Annotated in this window: 15 protein-coding genes and 2 pseudogenes; 10 read left to right on the forward strand and 7 right to left on the reverse strand. The window is 68.3% G+C overall.

Annotated features, from left to right (window positions below; genetic code table 11):
* Positions 1-33: 33 nt before the first annotated feature.
* Both ABT085_RS31380 and ABT085_RS31385 read left to right on the forward strand, forming a co-directional pair.
* Positions 34-936: a 3-hydroxybutyryl-CoA dehydrogenase gene (locus ABT085_RS31380; protein WP_351615426.1), complete on the forward strand. Its 903-nt coding sequence runs from the start codon at positions 34-36 to the stop codon at positions 934-936.
* A gap of 47 nt (positions 937-983) precedes the next feature.
* The gene (locus tag ABT085_RS31385) at positions 984-1,595 is read left to right on the forward strand and encodes a TetR/AcrR family transcriptional regulator (protein WP_351615429.1); all 612 of its coding nucleotides are present in this window, start codon (positions 984-986) and stop codon (positions 1,593-1,595) included.
* 73 nt (positions 1,596-1,668) lie between these two features.
* Here the strand turns inward: ABT085_RS31385 and ABT085_RS31390 are convergent.
* A pseudogene (locus ABT085_RS31390) lies at positions 1,669-1,895 on the reverse strand (VOC family protein); the annotation flags it as partial.
* Positions 1,896-2,193: 298 nt separating this feature from the next.
* Here ABT085_RS31390 and ABT085_RS46790 point away from each other — a divergent pair.
* The gene (locus ABT085_RS46790; RefSeq protein ID WP_502982845.1) at positions 2,194-2,439 is read left to right on the forward strand and encodes a hypothetical protein; all 246 of its coding nucleotides are present in this window, start codon (positions 2,194-2,196) and stop codon (positions 2,437-2,439) included.
* Complete coding sequence (locus ABT085_RS31395) at positions 2,436-2,828, forward strand: hypothetical protein (RefSeq protein WP_502982844.1); 393 nt, start codon at positions 2,436-2,438, stop codon at positions 2,826-2,828. Before ABT085_RS46790 ends, ABT085_RS31395 begins: the two co-directional genes overlap by 4 nt.
* A gap of 332 nt (positions 2,829-3,160) precedes the next feature.
* Here ABT085_RS31395 and ABT085_RS31400 read toward each other — a convergent pair whose 3' ends face one another.
* Positions 3,161-3,547, reverse strand: a complete 387-nt coding sequence (locus ABT085_RS31400) for a MarR family winged helix-turn-helix transcriptional regulator (protein WP_351615432.1) — start codon at positions 3,545-3,547, stop codon at positions 3,161-3,163.
* A gap of 85 nt (positions 3,548-3,632) precedes the next feature.
* On the opposite strand from ABT085_RS31400, the gene ABT085_RS31405 reads away from it, so the two are divergent.
* From ABT085_RS31405 to ABT085_RS31415, 3 genes are all read left to right on the forward strand, one after another.
* Positions 3,633-5,114 carry an MFS transporter gene (locus ABT085_RS31405; protein ID WP_351615435.1) on the forward strand — a complete coding sequence of 494 codons (1,482 nt, stop codon included), beginning with the start codon at positions 3,633-3,635 and terminating at the stop codon, positions 5,112-5,114.
* 69 nt (positions 5,115-5,183) lie between these two features.
* Complete coding sequence (locus ABT085_RS31410) at positions 5,184-6,170, forward strand: zinc-dependent alcohol dehydrogenase family protein (protein ID WP_351615438.1); 987 nt, start codon at positions 5,184-5,186, stop codon at positions 6,168-6,170.
* 325 nt (positions 6,171-6,495) lie between these two features.
* Positions 6,496-8,097, forward strand: a complete 1,602-nt coding sequence (locus ABT085_RS31415; protein ID WP_502982842.1) for an ISL3 family transposase — start codon at positions 6,496-6,498, stop codon at positions 8,095-8,097.
* 8 nt (positions 8,098-8,105) lie between these two features.
* Here the strand turns inward: ABT085_RS31415 and ABT085_RS31420 are convergent, their stop codons facing one another.
* Positions 8,106-8,573, reverse strand: a complete 468-nt coding sequence (locus ABT085_RS31420) for an SUKH-3 domain-containing protein (RefSeq protein WP_351615441.1) — start codon at positions 8,571-8,573, stop codon at positions 8,106-8,108.
* 64 nt (positions 8,574-8,637) lie between these two features.
* Between ABT085_RS31420 and ABT085_RS31425 the strand changes: the two genes are divergently transcribed.
* Together ABT085_RS31425 and ABT085_RS31430 are read left to right on the forward strand one after the other, a co-directional pair.
* Positions 8,638-10,206 carry an ISL3 family transposase gene (locus ABT085_RS31425; RefSeq protein ID WP_502982843.1) on the forward strand — a complete coding sequence of 523 codons (1,569 nt, stop codon included), beginning with the start codon at positions 8,638-8,640 and terminating at the stop codon, positions 10,204-10,206.
* Between the two features lie 42 nt (positions 10,207-10,248).
* On the forward strand, positions 10,249-10,836 hold the full coding sequence (locus ABT085_RS31430; RefSeq protein ID WP_351615452.1) for an SMI1/KNR4 family protein: 588 nt from the start codon (positions 10,249-10,251) through the stop codon (positions 10,834-10,836).
* Between the two features lie 144 nt (positions 10,837-10,980).
* Here ABT085_RS31430 and ABT085_RS31435 read toward each other — a convergent pair.
* Positions 10,981-11,124, reverse strand: a pseudogene (locus ABT085_RS31435) (tetratricopeptide repeat protein); the annotation flags it as partial.
* Between ABT085_RS31435 and ABT085_RS31440 the strand changes: the two are divergent.
* On the forward strand, positions 11,093-11,293 hold the full coding sequence (locus ABT085_RS31440) for an ATP-binding protein (protein WP_351615467.1): 201 nt from the start codon (positions 11,093-11,095) through the stop codon (positions 11,291-11,293). The pseudogene ABT085_RS31435 and the gene ABT085_RS31440 sit on opposite strands and share 32 nt — an antisense overlap.
* A 1-nt stretch (position 11,294) precedes the next feature.
* On the opposite strand, the gene ABT085_RS31445 is transcribed toward ABT085_RS31440, so the two are convergent.
* The 3 genes from ABT085_RS31445 to ABT085_RS31455 all read right to left on the reverse strand — a co-directional run bounded on the left by ABT085_RS31445 (position 11,295) and on the right by ABT085_RS31455 (position 15,237).
* The gene (locus tag ABT085_RS31445; protein ID WP_351615455.1) at positions 11,295-11,534 is read right to left on the reverse strand and encodes a hypothetical protein; all 240 of its coding nucleotides are present in this window, start codon (positions 11,532-11,534) and stop codon (positions 11,295-11,297) included.
* A 558-nt stretch (positions 11,535-12,092) separates the two neighbouring features.
* On the reverse strand, positions 12,093-14,405 hold the full coding sequence (locus tag ABT085_RS31450; protein ID WP_351615457.1) for a glycosyltransferase: 2,313 nt from the start codon (positions 14,403-14,405) through the stop codon (positions 12,093-12,095).
* A gap of 16 nt (positions 14,406-14,421) precedes the next feature.
* Complete coding sequence (locus tag ABT085_RS31455) at positions 14,422-15,237, reverse strand: hypothetical protein (RefSeq protein WP_351615460.1); 816 nt, start codon at positions 15,235-15,237, stop codon at positions 14,422-14,424.
* Between the last annotated feature and the right edge of the window lie 336 nt (positions 15,238-15,573).

Consider the following 15,573-nt stretch of genomic DNA (forward strand, 5'->3'; position numbering starts at 1 on the left):
CGCCGGGGACCTTCGACGCAGGAAGGACAACGGATGACCGACATCGAACGCGTGGGGGTCGTCGGCTGCGGCCTGATGGGGGCCGGCATCGCCGAGGTCTGCGCGCGCGCCGGCCTGCCGGTGACGGTCGTGGAACGCGACGCCGAAGCGGCCCGCGCGGGCCGGCGGCGCATCGGCCGCTCCCTCGACAAGGCCGTCGCGCACGGCAGGCTCACGGCCGAGCGGCGCGAGGCCGCCGCCGTGCTGATCACCGTGGCCGACCAGTTCGAGGCCCTGCACGACCGGGATCTGGTGATCGAGGCGGTGGCGGAGGACGAGCGGCTCAAGCTCGACGTGTTCACCCGGCTCGATACGGTCGTCACCGGCGAACGCGCCGTCCTCGCGACCAACACCTCGTCGATCCCGGTCGTGCAGCTCGCCGCGGCGACGGGCCGGCCCGAGCGGGTCCTCGGCGTCCACTTCTTCAACCCGGTGCCGGTGCTGCGGCTGGTCGAACTCGTCCCGTCGCTGCTCACCTCGGCCGACACCGCGGACCGGGCCGAGGCCTTCGTGACGGGCACGCTCGGCAAGGAGGTCATCCGCACCCGGGACCGGGCGGGCTTCGTGGTGAACGCGCTGCTCGTCCCGTACCTGCTGGCCGCGATCCGCATGGTCGAGTCGGGCGTCGCGAGCGTCGAGGACGTCGACCGCGGCATGGTCCTCGGCTGTGCGCACCCGCTCGGGCCGCTGGCGCTGACAGACCTCATCGGTCTGGACACCACCCGGGCCATCGCCGAGTCGCTCTACGCCGAGTTCCGGGACCCCACGTACTCCCCGCCCCCGCTGCTGTCCCGGATGGTGGAGGCCGGTCTATTGGGCCGCAAGTCGGGCCGCGGCTTCCACACGTACGAGGCGCGATCCGCGCCCGAGGCGGCGGCGCGGGCCGAGCGGACGTGAGGGACAATGGCGGCGGTGTACGACCGCCGGACGAGGGGAGTCGCAGAGTGTCCAGCAAGGTGCGCACGGCGGAGACGCGCGAGCGCATCCTGACCGCGGCGTGCGAGGCCATCGCCGAGATCGGCTTCGAGAAGATCCGCATGCGCATGGTCGCGGAGCAGGCCGGCGTGTCGACCGCGCTGCTGCACTACCACTTCGACACGCGCGAGAAGCTGTTCACGGAAGCGATGGCCCACTCCTTCGCCAGCACGGCCGTGGACGTGGAGCGCGACGCGGAGACGGCACCGGCGGCGGTCGTCCTGGCGCGCATCCTGCGCAGCCTGCTGCCGACCGATCCCGTGTTGCACCAGGACTGGCGGCTGTGGCAGGAGCTGTGGGTCCGGGCGCTGCGCGACGAGTCGACCCGGGTGTTCGCCGTGGACCTGTACGCCGAGCTGCACGCGTGGGTGAGCGGCGCGGTGCGGCGGGGCATCGAGTCGGGTGAGTTCACGCCGACCGACGTGGACGAACTCGCCACGCTCGTACTGTCCCTGAGCGACGGTTACGGCATCCGCCTGATGCTGCGCGATCCCATGGTCACCCTGGAGGGGGCGCTCGCGTCCGTGTGGCGTCACGCCGCCACCTCGCTCGGTCTGCCAGACGCGGTCCCGGCCGGGTGAGCCGCCCGGCCGGGACCGCCCCCCGTCCGCGCCAGGGCCGGACGTAAGGCCGGGTCATGATCTCCATGTGCGACTGGATCGGCTTGTCCCGCTTCTCGTAGTAGTCGAGCGTGACCCCGTTGCCGAGGTCGACGAGCAGGTGCGGCCCGAACAGCGCGCCGCGTCGGCCTCCGCCCTGAGGAACGCGGCGATGAACTCGGCGGACAGGCGCTGGTCGGTGGCGTAGACGGCGGTGTGGTTCAGGAAGGCTGCTGTGCTGGGCAGCTCTGTGGCGTGCGGGTACCGCGGACGGGTCGGCATGGGTGGTGTCTGGGCACAACTGTCGTCGGCGTCCAGGACAGGTCGGACGAACTGGGGTCCGTCTTCAAAGATCACCAGGTGGGGGATCATGGTCGGGTGATACGCCGCCATGAACTCACCGACCTGGAGTGGGAGTTACTTGCTCCGCTCATACCGCGTGCCGCGACGGGACGACCGCGAGTGCCAGACCGGCAGGTCATCAACGGCAACGGTCTACCAGCCACACCCGGCCCTCCCGGACCGCTTCATATTCTTAAGGACGGTCTACACCCGCTTTCGCCGCTATGCGTTCGACGGCGTGTTCACCCAGGCACTCCAGCAGATCCCGGCCGGCGCGGACGCTGTCGGCGACATCGACTGGCTCGTCCAGATCGACTCCACCATCGTCCGCACCCACCAGCACTCGGCCGCCACCGGCCGAAAAGGGGGATCCACCGGCCGGACGAACCGGACGATCACGCCCTCGGCCGATCCCGAGGCGGACCGACCACCAAAATCCACCTCGCCTGCGACGGCCGCGGCAGGCCCCTGGCCGTCCTGCTGACACCCGGCCAACGCCACGACAGCATCTGCGCGCGTCCCCTCCTGGAACGCATTCGCGTCCCGCGCATCAGACTTGGCCGACCCCGTTGCAGACCCGACCAGGTCGTCGCCGACAAGACAGGCCTACAGCTCCCGCGGTTTCCGCGCCTACCTGCGCAAACGCGGAATCGCCTGCACCGTCCCGAAAAAGAACGACTAAAAAGCGTCACCGTCACGACCGTCACCACCGCGGAGGCCGGCCACCCGCATTCGACCAGCAGAACTACCGTCGGCGAAACGTCATCGAGCGCTGCTTCAACCGACTCAAAGGCTTCCGCGGCATCGCCACCAGATACGACTGTGAGGATGGCGGTGCCGTCTCGGCGGTGGCCTGACCCGCGATACGACTGACCGTCTTGTCCTGAGTCTTGATCTGTCGGCCACTGTCCGGGACGGCACTTGCTGCCGCCAGGCCGGCTGGTGTGTCCCGATAGGGGCCTTCGCGACAGGCACCGTCACAGTCCTGACCACCCTGCCGGCCCTGCGACGGCCACTAGCTCCGATTCGATGGCAGGAGACCGATGACCAGTGCCAGCATGGCCCAGCCGATCCGTTTTCACCATGACTGCCATCGTGAGGTCGTCCTGGGTGTCGACACTCACAAGGACGCCCACGTGGCAGCCGTGGTCTCGAGCACGTCCTGCTGACCGGCGGCAACCATATTCCTGGTGCCGGAGCAGGGCTCAGCCCGCGCCTCGCAGCGTTCTGGCGAGCACGGAGCGGTGCGTGGGCTGAGCTTCAAGGTGGCGCTGGCGGCCTTCCTCGGTGAGGACGGCGAGGATCCCGCGACGGTCGGCTTCGCATATCGCGCGCTCGAGGAGGCCGTTGCGTTCCATGCGTGCGATCAGCCGGCTCGCGGCACTCTGGCTCAGGTGCACGACGTCGGTGATGTCCTGTGCGCGGCACTGGCTGTTCTCGGCGCAGGCGAGGGCTTCGAGGGCTTCGAATTCGCTGACCCCGATGCCGTGTCGTGCCTGCAGTTCGCGCTCAAGGGTCTGAAGCACCACGGCATGCCGACTCAGGAGATCGTGCCACTCCTTCACCAGTTGCTCCCCGCCATCCACGTCCATGGGGAGACCATACCACCCACTTGCATTTAATGCGCAAACATTAGATGCGTTTGCATTTCATGCGTCTGCATGCAAGCGTGTCGGCATGAGTCCTTCCGCACCGTCGCCGCTGACCTCGTCCTCGCTCGCATGGAACGCGCGGCTGTGGGCGATCCTGCTCACCGTCTCGATCGTCGGGTTCCTCGACGCCCTGGACGTGAACATGGTGGGTGTCGCCCTGCCCTCGATCCAGGCCGACCTCGGCCTGTCCACCAGCGCACTGCAGTGGATCGTCAGCGGTTACGTCCTCGGCTACGGCGGCTTTCTGCTCCTGGGCGGACGTGCCGCCGACATCCTCGGCCGCCGCCGCGTCTTCCTGACGGCGGTCGCCGTCTTCGCCCTGACCTCGCTGGCCGGCGGCCTGGTCGACGACGGGAACCTCCTGATCGCCGCCCGTCTCCTCAAGGGCGTCTCGGCGGCGTTCACCCTGCCCGCGGCGTTGTCCATCATCACGACCACCTTCGCCGAGGGGCCGGCGCGTAACAAGGCGATCGGGATCTACACCCTCATGGGTGCCAGCGGCTTCTCAAGCGGCCTGGTGCTGTCCGGTGCACTGACCGAGCTCGGCTGGCGCTGGACATTCCTCCTCCCGGTGCCCGTGGCCCTGATCGCCCTGACCGCGGCCATCCGCGTCCTGCCCAAGGACGGCCCACGCACCGTCGGCAGCTACGACCTGCCCGGCGCACTCACCCTGGTCGCCGGAATGCTGATGCTCGTCTACGTCGTCGTCGAAGCACCGCAGAAGGGCTGGACCACGGCGAGCACGCTGGTGCAGTTCGTGCTCGCAGCCGCACTGCTGGCCGCCTTCGTGGTGATCGAGCTCCGCGGCGCGCAGCCGCTGATCCGTCTGGGCATCCTGCGCTCCAGTTCCCTGGTGCGTGCCAACCTGGGCCTGTCAGTATTCTTCGGCGCCTACGTCGGCTTCCAGTTCGTGATGACGCTGTACTTCCAGCAGGTGCTGCAGTGGTCGGCACTGCAGACCGCGTTCGGCTTCCTTCCCGCCGCCGCCATCGTCACCCTCGCCGGGCCGCGCATCCCGCACCTGATCGCACGATTCGGCACCTCGCGCAGCATCATCGCCGGCGTCGTCACGCACGTGGCCGCCTACGCGCTTCTTCTGGCCATCGCCCGAGACCACCCCTACGCCGTCGGCGTGCTGCCCAGCATGCTCCTGCTCAGCATCGGCATGACACTCGCGTTCGCACCCTTCCAGATCGAGGGCACCTCGGGAATCCCCGACCACGAGCAGGGCCTGGCCGGCGGCCTGCTGAACACCTCGATGCAGATCGGCGGGGCGATCGGCCTCGCCATCGTCACCGCGGTCCTCACCGCGGGAAACCACGGCAGGAGCGGGCCGGTCGCGCTGCTCGCCGGTTTCACCCCCGCCATGATCACCGTCACCGTGCTCGCGGCCGTCGGCCTGCTCACCGCCCTGTCCGCAACGTTGGGGCGCCGAAGGGCGACCGCGCAGGCGGACGGGAGCGCCGCTCCGGCGACGCTCGACAAGGTGCCCGAGATCACTGGGTAGCGGCCGATTGGCGTACCTGAGCCACTTCTTCCCTCGTTTCCCAAAGACTTGAAAGGCAGGAGCACTCACATGAGCAAGACCATCCGATTTCACACCACAGGCGGCCCCGAGGTCCTGGCCCTCGACGACATCGAGGTCCGCGAACCCGGACCAGGCGAGATTCGCATCCGCACCAGGGCCCTCGGGCTGAACCGAGCAGATGCCATGCTCCGCACCAACGACCTCGTCGAGCTTCCCTCCGGCATCGGATGGGAGGCCTCCGGTGAGGTCGACTCCATCGGCCCGGACGTCGAAGGCCTCACCCTCGGCGATGCCGTCAGCCTGATCCCCTCCTTCGCGCCGACCACCTACCCCATACACGGCGAACTGGCCATCGCCCCCGCCACCGCCGTGGTCAAGCACCCCGGCACACTGTCCTGGGAGCAGGCCGCGGCCCTGTGGGGCCCATACCTGACCGCCTACGGCGCCCTCATCGAGACCGCGAACCTGAAGGCCGGTGACACGGTGCTCATCCCGGCCGCCTCCAGCAGTGTCGGGCTGGCCGCGATCCAGATCGCCCGCAGCGTGGGAGCCCGGCCCGTGGCACTGACCCGCACCAGCGCCAAGCGCCGGCGGCTCCTGGACGAAGGCGCCGAGGCGGTGATCGTCACGGATGAGGAAGACGTGGTCACCCGCGTGAACGAACTCACCAACGGCCACGGCGCCCGCGTCATCTTCGACCCCGTGGGAGGACCTGCCCTGGCGGGCCTCATCCGCGCCGCTGCGCCCGGCGGAACCGTGATCATCTATGGAGCGCTGAGCACCGAGGCCACGACGGTGCCGGTGATGGGGCTGATTGGCAAGAGCCTGACCATCAGGGGATACAAGGTCTTCGAGCTCACCACCGACGTCGAACGCCGCACAGCCGCCGTGAACCGGATCCTTGACGGCCTTGCCCGCAAGACCCTGCGACCCGTCATCGACACCGTCTTCCCGCTGGAGGACATCGTCGGGGCCCACCGCCGTCTCGACTCCGGCTCCCAGATCGGCAAAATCATCGTGACCGTGACTCCCTGACCCGCGAACCGACCTGGGTCATCGACGCCCTCCATCGGCTTCAGGCGGCCGCCAGCATTCAGGAGGCGCACGGGCTGACCGCTGCACGACGACATCAAAGCCGGGCACGGTCCGGCTGGCTTTGTTCACGTTCAGCGGCAGCGTTTGTCTGCCGGTTTGGGCGTCAGTTGGTGATCACTGGGCCTCGGAATGTTCACGAGAGATGGTTCTGGCTCACTCTCCGTGGAGCTTGCACGCTGAGTGACGATTGTCGGGTGAGTGGGTCCCTGGGGAAGTTGCCCAAAAATGGCCCGTACCGGGTGGGGTGTGGCTGACAGTTCGGCCCGTGGAAGAAGTGGTGCTTCGGCTGGAGGAGCTGCTGTTCCCGTCCATCGCAGACGTTGCGGTGCTATCAGTGGACGTGAGCGACGAGGCGATAAACATCGGGGCCCGAAGTACGGCGGCTGGGGCAGCGTGTCCTGACTGTGGGAGCCGATCGAGTCGAATACACAGCTCCTACCTGCGGTTTCCAGCCGACGTACCCAGTGCGGGACGGCGGGTGGTCCTCTGCCTTCGGGTCCGCAGGTTCTTCTGTCCGGACGGTTCATGCGGACGGCGGACGTTCGCTGAGCAGATGTCAGGGCTGACCCGGAGGCACAGCAGGTGGACCGAGCGGCTGCGTTCGACGCTTGCTGCGGTCGGTCTCGCCCTCGCTGGCCGGGCCGGCGCCCGGATGGCACGGGCCTTCGGGGTGTCCGTCAGCCGCAGCGCGGTGTTGCGGTTGCTCGACGCGTTGTCTGACCCGGAGACGCCGGTACCGCGGGTGGTCGGCGTCGATGAGTACGCCATGCGCAAGGGCCGCGTCTACGGAACGGTTCTGGTCGATGTCGAGACCCGACGGCCGGTTGATCTGTTGCCCGACCGGGAGGCGTCCACCCTGGCCAAGTGGCTGGCGAAGCGCCCCGGAATCGAGGTCGTCTGCCGGGATCGAGCTCCGTTCTTCGCGGAAGGTGCCACAACCGGGGCACCTCAGGCGGTCCAGGTCGCTGACCGGTGGCATCTTTGGCACAACCTCGGCGAGGCCGCTGAACGGTGCGTCGCCGATCACCGAGCTTGCCTACGAGGCAGGGCGCCCGAGCCACCCCGCCCGATTGAGGAGCCCGATGCCCCCACGGACAGTTCTGGCTCGCCGTGGCCCACCGGCCACCGGTTCGCCGACCGGACCCGGGCCAATCATGCGGCCGCCCACGCGCTGCTCGCCTCCGATCACAGCCGCCGCGCGATCCAACGCCAACTCGGCATGACGTACCGCACCGTCAAACTCCTCGCCGACGCCACCGCACCCGAGGATCTCTTCCGCGGCCAATGGCAGGGGCGCCCTTCCGTACTCGATGAGTACAAGCCCTACCTGGATGATCGTTGGAACCAAGGCTGCACCAACGCCTGGAAGGCATGGGAGGAGATCGTGCCGCTCGGCTACAAGGGCAGTTACCAACGAGTTCGCGCCTACTTCCGCACCAAGCGTCTCTCGACAGATCCAGTCACCGCACCGCCGCCTTCACCTCGCACGGTCGCTGGCTGGATCCTCCGCCGTCCCGACACCCTCACCGAGGCTGAACAGCTCCGCCTCAAGGCCGTCCTGGTCCACTGCCCCGAACTGGATGCACTCACCGGACACGTCCGGTCCTTCGCCGAGATCCTCACCGCGCGACAAGGCCAGCGGCTGCGCGAGTGGCTCGACGCCGTCCGCAACGACAACCTGCCCGGCCTCCACACCCTCGCCGCCGGCATCGACCGCGACCGTGACGCTGTCATCGCCGGTCTCCCCCTGCCCTGGAACTCGGGCGTCGTAGAGGGGCACGTCAACCGGATCAAGATGCTCAAACGGCAGATGTTCGGCCGAGCCGGATTCCTGCTCCTCCGAAAGCGAGTACTGCTCTACAGGTGACCGACGCGTCAGGACAGCTGTCCCGCTCGCTCGTACCCCTCATCGATTCGGCGAGGAGCCACGCCGAGAACCAAGTTCTCCATGGCCTGAGGCATCGGTCCGAAGCTGGCAACCCAGCTCGCGACGAGATAGATCACGCCCACTTCATCGATGCCCAGGAAGAACCGGCCGTGGTCCAGCTCGCCGAGCGGGTAAAGATGGCGCCCGATCTCTTCGCCCCACTCCGTGAACCGGTCATCCTCGCCCCAGGCCAGCTCGGGGTCCAGCTCGAACGGCGTGCGTGCACAGCTGATCCCTGGTCCGCTGACGTTCACAGTCAAACCGCCGAACTCTCGCAGGAAGGCTTCCGCAGCGTCGTGCATGGCGAGGCCGACTGCTTCGAACATGGATCGCCAGCGGACCGTGTCCACCCTCCGTCCAGGCGTCCATCCCGACGCCTCCAACACCTCATCTACCTCTGCCGACCAGCTACTCATCTGGGCCCCGAATCCTCAGCTGTGGACGAGCAGTGATCATCTCAGCGACCGACTTCACTGAACAGTGTGTGACCGCCTCACGGACAGCGAGCCAGAACCGGTTGACGTGAACGACGAGACGGTACGCATCGAGGCGCGAAGCGCGGTGGCTGAGGCCGTCTGTCCCGAATGCGGAAGCTGGTCACGGCGGGTTCACAGTTCCTACCTGCGCTTTCCCGCGTATGTGCCCAGCGGTGGCAGACGGGTCGCTCTCTGTTTGTATGTCCGCAGATTCCTCTGTCCGGTCACATCGTGCGGGCAGCGGACCTTCGCCGAACAGCTGCCAGGGCTGACACGTCGGTACGGCCGGCGGACCGAGCAGCTGCGGTCGACGCTGGCCGCGGTCGGGCTCGCGCTCGCCGGCCGTGCCGGTGCCCGCTTGGCGAGCGTGATCGGCGTTTCGGTGAGCCGCAGCACGATGCTGCGGCTGGTCGAAGCGTTGCCTGACCCCGAGGTTCCTGCCCCACGGGTCGTCGGCGTCGATGAGTACGCGACCCGCAAAGGGCGTCACTACGGGACTGTCCTGGTCGACGTCGAAAGCTGGCGTCCAGTCGATTTGCTGCCCGACCGGGAGGCTTCCAGCCTGGCCGCTTGGCTCGTGAAACGGCCCGGGGCGGAGGTGGTCTGCCGCGACCGGGCACCGTTCTTCACCGAAGGCGCCACGACCGGGGCACCACAAGCGGTGCAGGTCGCGGACCGGTGGCACCTTTGGCACAACCTGAGCGAGGCCGCCGAGCGATGCGTCGCAGACCACCGCGGATGCCTGCGGGTCCTGGCGCCGGATCCAGCCCAGCCTGCCCCCGAGCAGAAGAAACTCGAAGACTCCTCCGACTCGCCCTGGCCAAGGGGACACCGCTTCGCTGACCGCACCCGGGACAAGCACGCGGCCGTCCGCGAACTGCTGGCGGCCGGGCTCAGCCGGAGGGCGATCGGCCGCCAGCTCCGCATGACCTCCCGCACCGTCAAGCTCTTCGCCGACGCAGCCACCCCGGAGGACCTCTTCCACGGGCAGTGGCAGGGGCGGCCATCCAAGCTGGACGCGTTCAAGCCCTACCTGGATGACCGCTGGAACCAGGGCTGCACCAACGCCTGGACGGTGTGGGAGGAGATCGTGCCACTCGGCTATCAGGGCAGCTACCAGCGCGTTCGCGCCTACTTCCGGGAGAAGCGGACCTCTCCCAACCCGATCACAGCTCGGCCACCGTCACCCCGCGTCGTCGCCGGCTGGATTCTCCGGCGCCCCGAGACCCTCCCAGAGATCGACCGTTTTCGACTCAAGGCTGTCCTGGTCCACTGCCCCGAACTCGACGCCCTCACCACTCATGTCCGGTCCTTCGCCCAGATGCTCACCGAGCGCCAGGGCGAACGGCTGCCGCAGTGGCTTGATGCCGTCCGGCGCGACGACCTCCCCAGCCTCCACACCCTCGCCGCGGGCATCGAACGTGACCGCGATGCCGTCATCGCCGGACTCACCCTGCCCTGGAACTCCGGCGTCGTCGAGGGACACGTCAACCGGATCAAGATGCTCAAGCGCCAGATGTTCGGCCGGGCCGGCTGCGCTCTCCTGCGGAAGAGGGTTCTTCTGGCCATCTGACCACAGCCACTCGTAGGGTGACGGGGACGAGAGAAGAGCACGATGGATCCCCGCATACCCCGCCTGCGTCGCAAGCTGGCCGCGATCCCTTTCCAACCCCTGCGCAGTCACTCCTTTGGGGAAGAGGAACACAAGTTTCGCCTCGGTCCGAAGCTGGCGGAAGCGCGCGTCGCTGCGTTCGAGGCCGAGCACGACATCGTCCTGCCCGACGCCTATCGGCAGTTCCTCACGCAGATCGGCGGCTCAGGCGCGGCGCCGTTCTACGGCCTCATGCCGCTGGAACGATGTTCCCTGATGGTCATGAATCCGTGCGGAGTACCAGGGACACCCCGCGGCTTCGACGGCAGAGAACCGAAGGCACACGGACGCGATCTTTTCCTCCACATCATCGAGATGGGCTGCACAGACGTATGCCTCATCGCGGTGGCCGGTCCCCTCACCGGCCGCGTCCTCATCGGTAACAGCGACGGGTACTGGGGACCCAATGTCTCCTCCGCCACCGACTTCCTCGACTGGTACGAACGCTGGCTCAACCATATGAGCGCCGGACGCGACAACCGGGCCCTGGAACTCACCTCGCCTCGGCTTCGTGCTCATCCAAACCGCCACCGCCTGGCTCCGAAGATTTGACTCTTCGTAATCACTCCACGGAAAGTGAGCCAGAACCCCAGAATTGATGTCACCGGGTGCGTGATCATCTGTGCCACGCTCGTGAGATGCCCGGCTTCGCCAGTAGGCCAGGTCTGCCCGGGTGGTGAAAGTGTGGGGGTGGTCGGGTCCCAGCACCCGCACTCGATCTTCAAGCAGGTCGGCGAAAGCGGCAGCAGCGCCCGCCGCATCCCCCGCCTCCCCCCGCCAGGAGGCCAGGTTGTGCCGGGTGGTGAGAGTGTCGGGGTGGTCGGCGCCCAGCACCCGCACCCGATCGTTTGGCCGGTGGGGAGAGACCTTCTCTGACGACGTCGTCGCGGCCGCGATGATCGACCGTCTGGTCCACCACGCCGAGGTTCCCACGTTGACCGGCGACTCCTACCGGACTCGCCAACGGCGCGAGCTGCTGGCCAAGGAGAACCGAGCCCACCACGGCTGAACTACCAGCCCATGTCCCGGGCGACCTCGCTCTGAGCAGCGGCGATATCCTCGGCCGTCGCCCCAGTCACATCGGCGTCCGTGGCGAACTCCAGCCGTGACAGCAGATCTGCCAGGGCCTGCTTCTGGGCCGGGTGGGTGACCGGCACCGAGTCGAGGTCCGTGCTCATCAGCCAGTCGAACAACACGATGGCGTCAGCACGCCACAGGCGCACCGACACGGTCGGGAGATCGTCCTCCATACGCCCATGATGCCGGGCAGACAGAGTCCCACGACCCCAGGGGGTCAATTCTGCGGGACTGGTGGGTGTTCGGTTTTGCGAGAGCGTTGACACCCTCGGCCGCAACACCCCGAGGGCCCTGTCGTCACGGGCCGGTCGTCACGGCTTGCTCTGGTCGACGGCACCGACGGCGTGGCCGAGGCCCGTGGGGGCGGAGCGGGGCATACCCGTGCGTGGTCGGTCGGCGCACCCGCCGTCGTAGCTGACTGTCGTCGGCTGAGGTTCAGACAGGGCATGTCGAAGGTGCCGCCGCCAGTCGGGTGCGCCAGGGCTGGGCCGTCCGAGGATCGCCGAGGCCGACCAATGGCGACCGACAGTGAGAGGCGAGCCACAGAGACCAACGGCAGAACCCCAGGTCGGAGGCTCCCGACGGAACGCGTTCCCGCCCAGGGGTAGCCGTCAGGCAAGATGGGGTGTTACTTGTCGAACGAGGGCATGAAACAGCCACTCACCAGCGGTTTTCCCGCTCATCGAGTAGGCAGGCGCAGGTCAGAGGATCGCCGCGTCACTTCTCTCAATTCAGTACAACTGCGGTGTCTCGTGCGGTGCGGGCTGCGAAATGCCGTCGTAGGGCGCCGGTTGCCGGAGGGCGTCGTACGGTGCCGGCTGCGGATGGCCTTCGTGCGGTGTCGGTTGCGCAAAGCCGGGCTCCTGCGGAGGGTGGCCGGTGCGGGACAGCTGAGCGCCCGTGGGTGCCTGCAGACTGCCGTACCGTTCCATGCGTTGCCAGCGCAGGCGTGAGCCTGACACGGCGGTGAAGACGGACTGGATCACCACCAGGTACATCAGTTGCCGGTAGACGAACTGCTGCAGTGGCAGGCTCCACAAGGGGCCCGGGCGTTCTTGATCCAGGCGGAACGCGTACAGGCCCATCATGAGTTGCAGGAGGAGGAAGGCGAGCCACAGCCCGATGATCCGAACCGGGTCGAGGAAGATCAGCCCGTACAAGGCGAAGATGTCGACGACGGGGGCGAGCAGGGGCAGCAGCACCTGGAAGAGGAACAGGTAGACCAGGCCTCGGCGGCCGAGCTTTCCTGCGGCGCCGCGCTGCACCAGGGCGCCGCGGTGCTTCCACATCGCCTGAAGGGTCCCGTAGCACCAGCGGTAGCGCTGCCGCCACAGGGCGTTGAGCGATGCGGGTGCCTCGGTCCATGCCTTGGCGCCCTCCTCGTACACGACGCGCCAGCCGGCGCGGCACAGCGCCATGGTGAGGTCGGTGTCCTCGGCCAGGGTGACGTCACTGACGCCGCCGATGTCCAGCAGCGCCCGGCGGCGGAAGGCGCCGACCGCTCCGGGGACCGTCGGCATGCATTCGGCGAGGTCGAACAGTCGGCGGTCGAGGTTGAACCCGACCACGTACTCGATGTGCTGCCAGCGGCCCAGCAGGCCGCCGCGGTTGACGACCTTGGCGTTGCCCGAGACGGCGCCCACGCGGGGGTCGGCGAAGGGTTGCACGATCGTGTGGACGGTGTCGGGTTCGAAGACCGTGTCGCCGTCGACCATGACCACCAGGTCGAAGGTGGCGGCGGCGAGTCCGGTGTTGAGTGCGGCGGGCTTGCCCGCGTTCTCCTGACGGATCACCCGCACCGGTAGGTGGAGCGATTCCACCAGGTCGGCGGTGCCGTCGGTGGAACCGTCGTCCACCACGATGATCTCGACTGGATGGGTGGAGGCGAGCAGCGATCGCACGGCCGCCTCGATGCCGGCGCTCTCGTTGTACGCGGGGACGATAACGGTGACCGGCTCCGTCACCGCGGGCCCCCAGGACCGGCCTCGGCTCGTCGTCCGCAGGCGCCGGTGCCGCCGGGCGGCGATCAGCACGACCGCTGCGCGCAGCACGCTGATCACTCCGGCTGCGTACATCAAAAGGCCCAGCAGCCACACCGCCCAGTCGCCACCCTGCAGCGCCTTGATCAGGGCCAGTCCTTGCAGATGGTCGCCGAGCCCGGCGGGCTGAACGGGTGCAGCCATGCCCACCGCGTCGGAGACCGTCGCAAACTTGAATCCCTGGGCCTTGAGGCGTGGCAGGAGGGAGGCCAGTGCGGCGACGGTCTGGGACCGGTCACCGCCGGCGTCATGCATGAGCAGGATCTGCCCATCTCGGCCGTGCGGTGTCGCGTTGGCGAGGATGCGGTCCACACCGGGACGCTGCCAGTCCTCGGCGTCCTGGGTGGAGAGCACAGTGACGTAGCCTGCCGCGTCGGCCTGCTTGAGGACGGACCAGTCGGCATTGTCCAGCGCGTTGTTCTCCGATGAGTACGGCGGCCTGAGCAGCGTGCTGGTGACCCCAGCGGCGCCGGCCACCGCCAGCTGCGTCTCGCGGAGCTCCAGGGAACGCTGCCACGGAGCGAGGTGGGCCAGGTCGGGATGGGTGAAGGTGTGGATGCCGATCTGGTGGCCGTCGGCGACGATCCGGCGGACCAGTTCCGGGTGGGCGACGACCTGGGTTCCGACAACGAAGAAGGTCGCCTGCACGTGATTGCGGCGCAACACGTCCAGGATCCGTGGCGTCCAGAGGGGGTCCGGACCGTCGTCGAAGGTCAGCGCGATGGTTTGGGGCTTCACCCGGGCGGTGTGCGCAGAGGTGGCGGCGTTCGCGATCACGGGGCCGCCGTGCACCACCTGGCTGGGCACCGTGTCGTCCCGGCCGCGGGCGCCGGTCACATCGTCCGAGGTGATACGGAACATGTGGTGGGTGTAGCCCTGCAGCAGCAGCGCCGCCGACAGGGTCACCACGAGCACGCTCAGCAGCAGCCAATGAGCGCGCGGGGTGATCTGGCGGATGTGGGTGCTGCGCCGAGGAGTGGCGTTGCGGCGTCGGCGGTTGGTCACGTCAGAGGGCCTTGGTTCACTTCACGGGCTTGTGGGACGTGCCGAGCGCGCGGCCCCTGGAGGTCGGATTGGGAGTGGCGGTGGGGGCAGCGGTCGGCGTCGAGGTCGGGGACGCGATGCCGGTGGCCGAGGTGGGCACGGGTGTGGCCGCAGAGGTGGCAGAGGCTGTCGAGCGATCGGTGGAACCGGAGGTCGTCTGCGCCGCCGTAGGGGTGGAGTTCTTCTGTGCCGCCGTAGAGCTCCCTGCGGAGTGGCCCGTACCAGGGGAGGCATCGGGTGCGGACGTGTGGGGTGTGGACGGGTGCGGGGTGTCCGGCTGCGGCACGAATGGGGCACTCAGGCTGGGGCCGCCCAGCACAGCGCTGATCAGCAGAGCGACATAGCCGGCAGCGGGGATCACCAGCAGCCGTGCGGCGCGCCGCACGCGGCGCTGCCGACGCCCCGAGGAATCGACGAAGACCGGCCGCACCGACTCGCTCTGCGCCGTGTCGGGTCCTGGCGTGAGAGGGTCGGACGGGTCGCGTTCCACAGGCGGCACGGTGAGGACATCGCCATGGGGAAACTCCCCCAGCGTCGTGGCGGGGTCCGGCCCGGCGGCGTAGGGATCCGTCGCGACGACGTAGAGATGCGGCCAGCTGGCGCGGGAGTCCGTCCCCGCATGGGCATCGCTCGTCGGGTGTGTCTCCTGCGCGAGTTGTCCAGGGGCCCAGGGCATTGCAGCCGTGTCCGTGGTGGCGCTGCCGCTGTACCCGTCACCGAAGGCATACGCGGACCCGGCGCCGCCGTACGGATCCTCGCCGTACGCTCTGCCGCTTTCGTCCGTCCACTGCACGAGTCGTGCTCCTTAATTTCCTGGCCGACCGGAACAGTCGCCCGCTTGAACAGAGCAAACTCGGCCGGAAGTGTTACACCTGAGGCTCGCGACACAGAACGAATCAACTGAAAGGGGCAGATCGGTCAACGGCGCAACAGGCAGGACGACGGCATGAGACTTGCCGTCGGCTTCCGGGACACGACTCGCTGCGGCTGCTGTGCCGCGACGCGACGGCGAGCGCGCCCGAACCCTGAGACCGGTGTCCCGGTGAGGTTCGTGATCCGCGTCTGGCAGCCCGCCGTCGCTCCGATGCGCGTGTGGGGCGGCGGGCCCCCGTGCAGTGGGCGGGGGCCC

The organism is Streptomyces sp. NPDC002265, from assembly GCF_040296125.1.
In the GTDB taxonomy this organism is placed as follows: domain Bacteria; phylum Actinomycetota; class Actinomycetes; order Streptomycetales; family Streptomycetaceae; genus Streptomyces.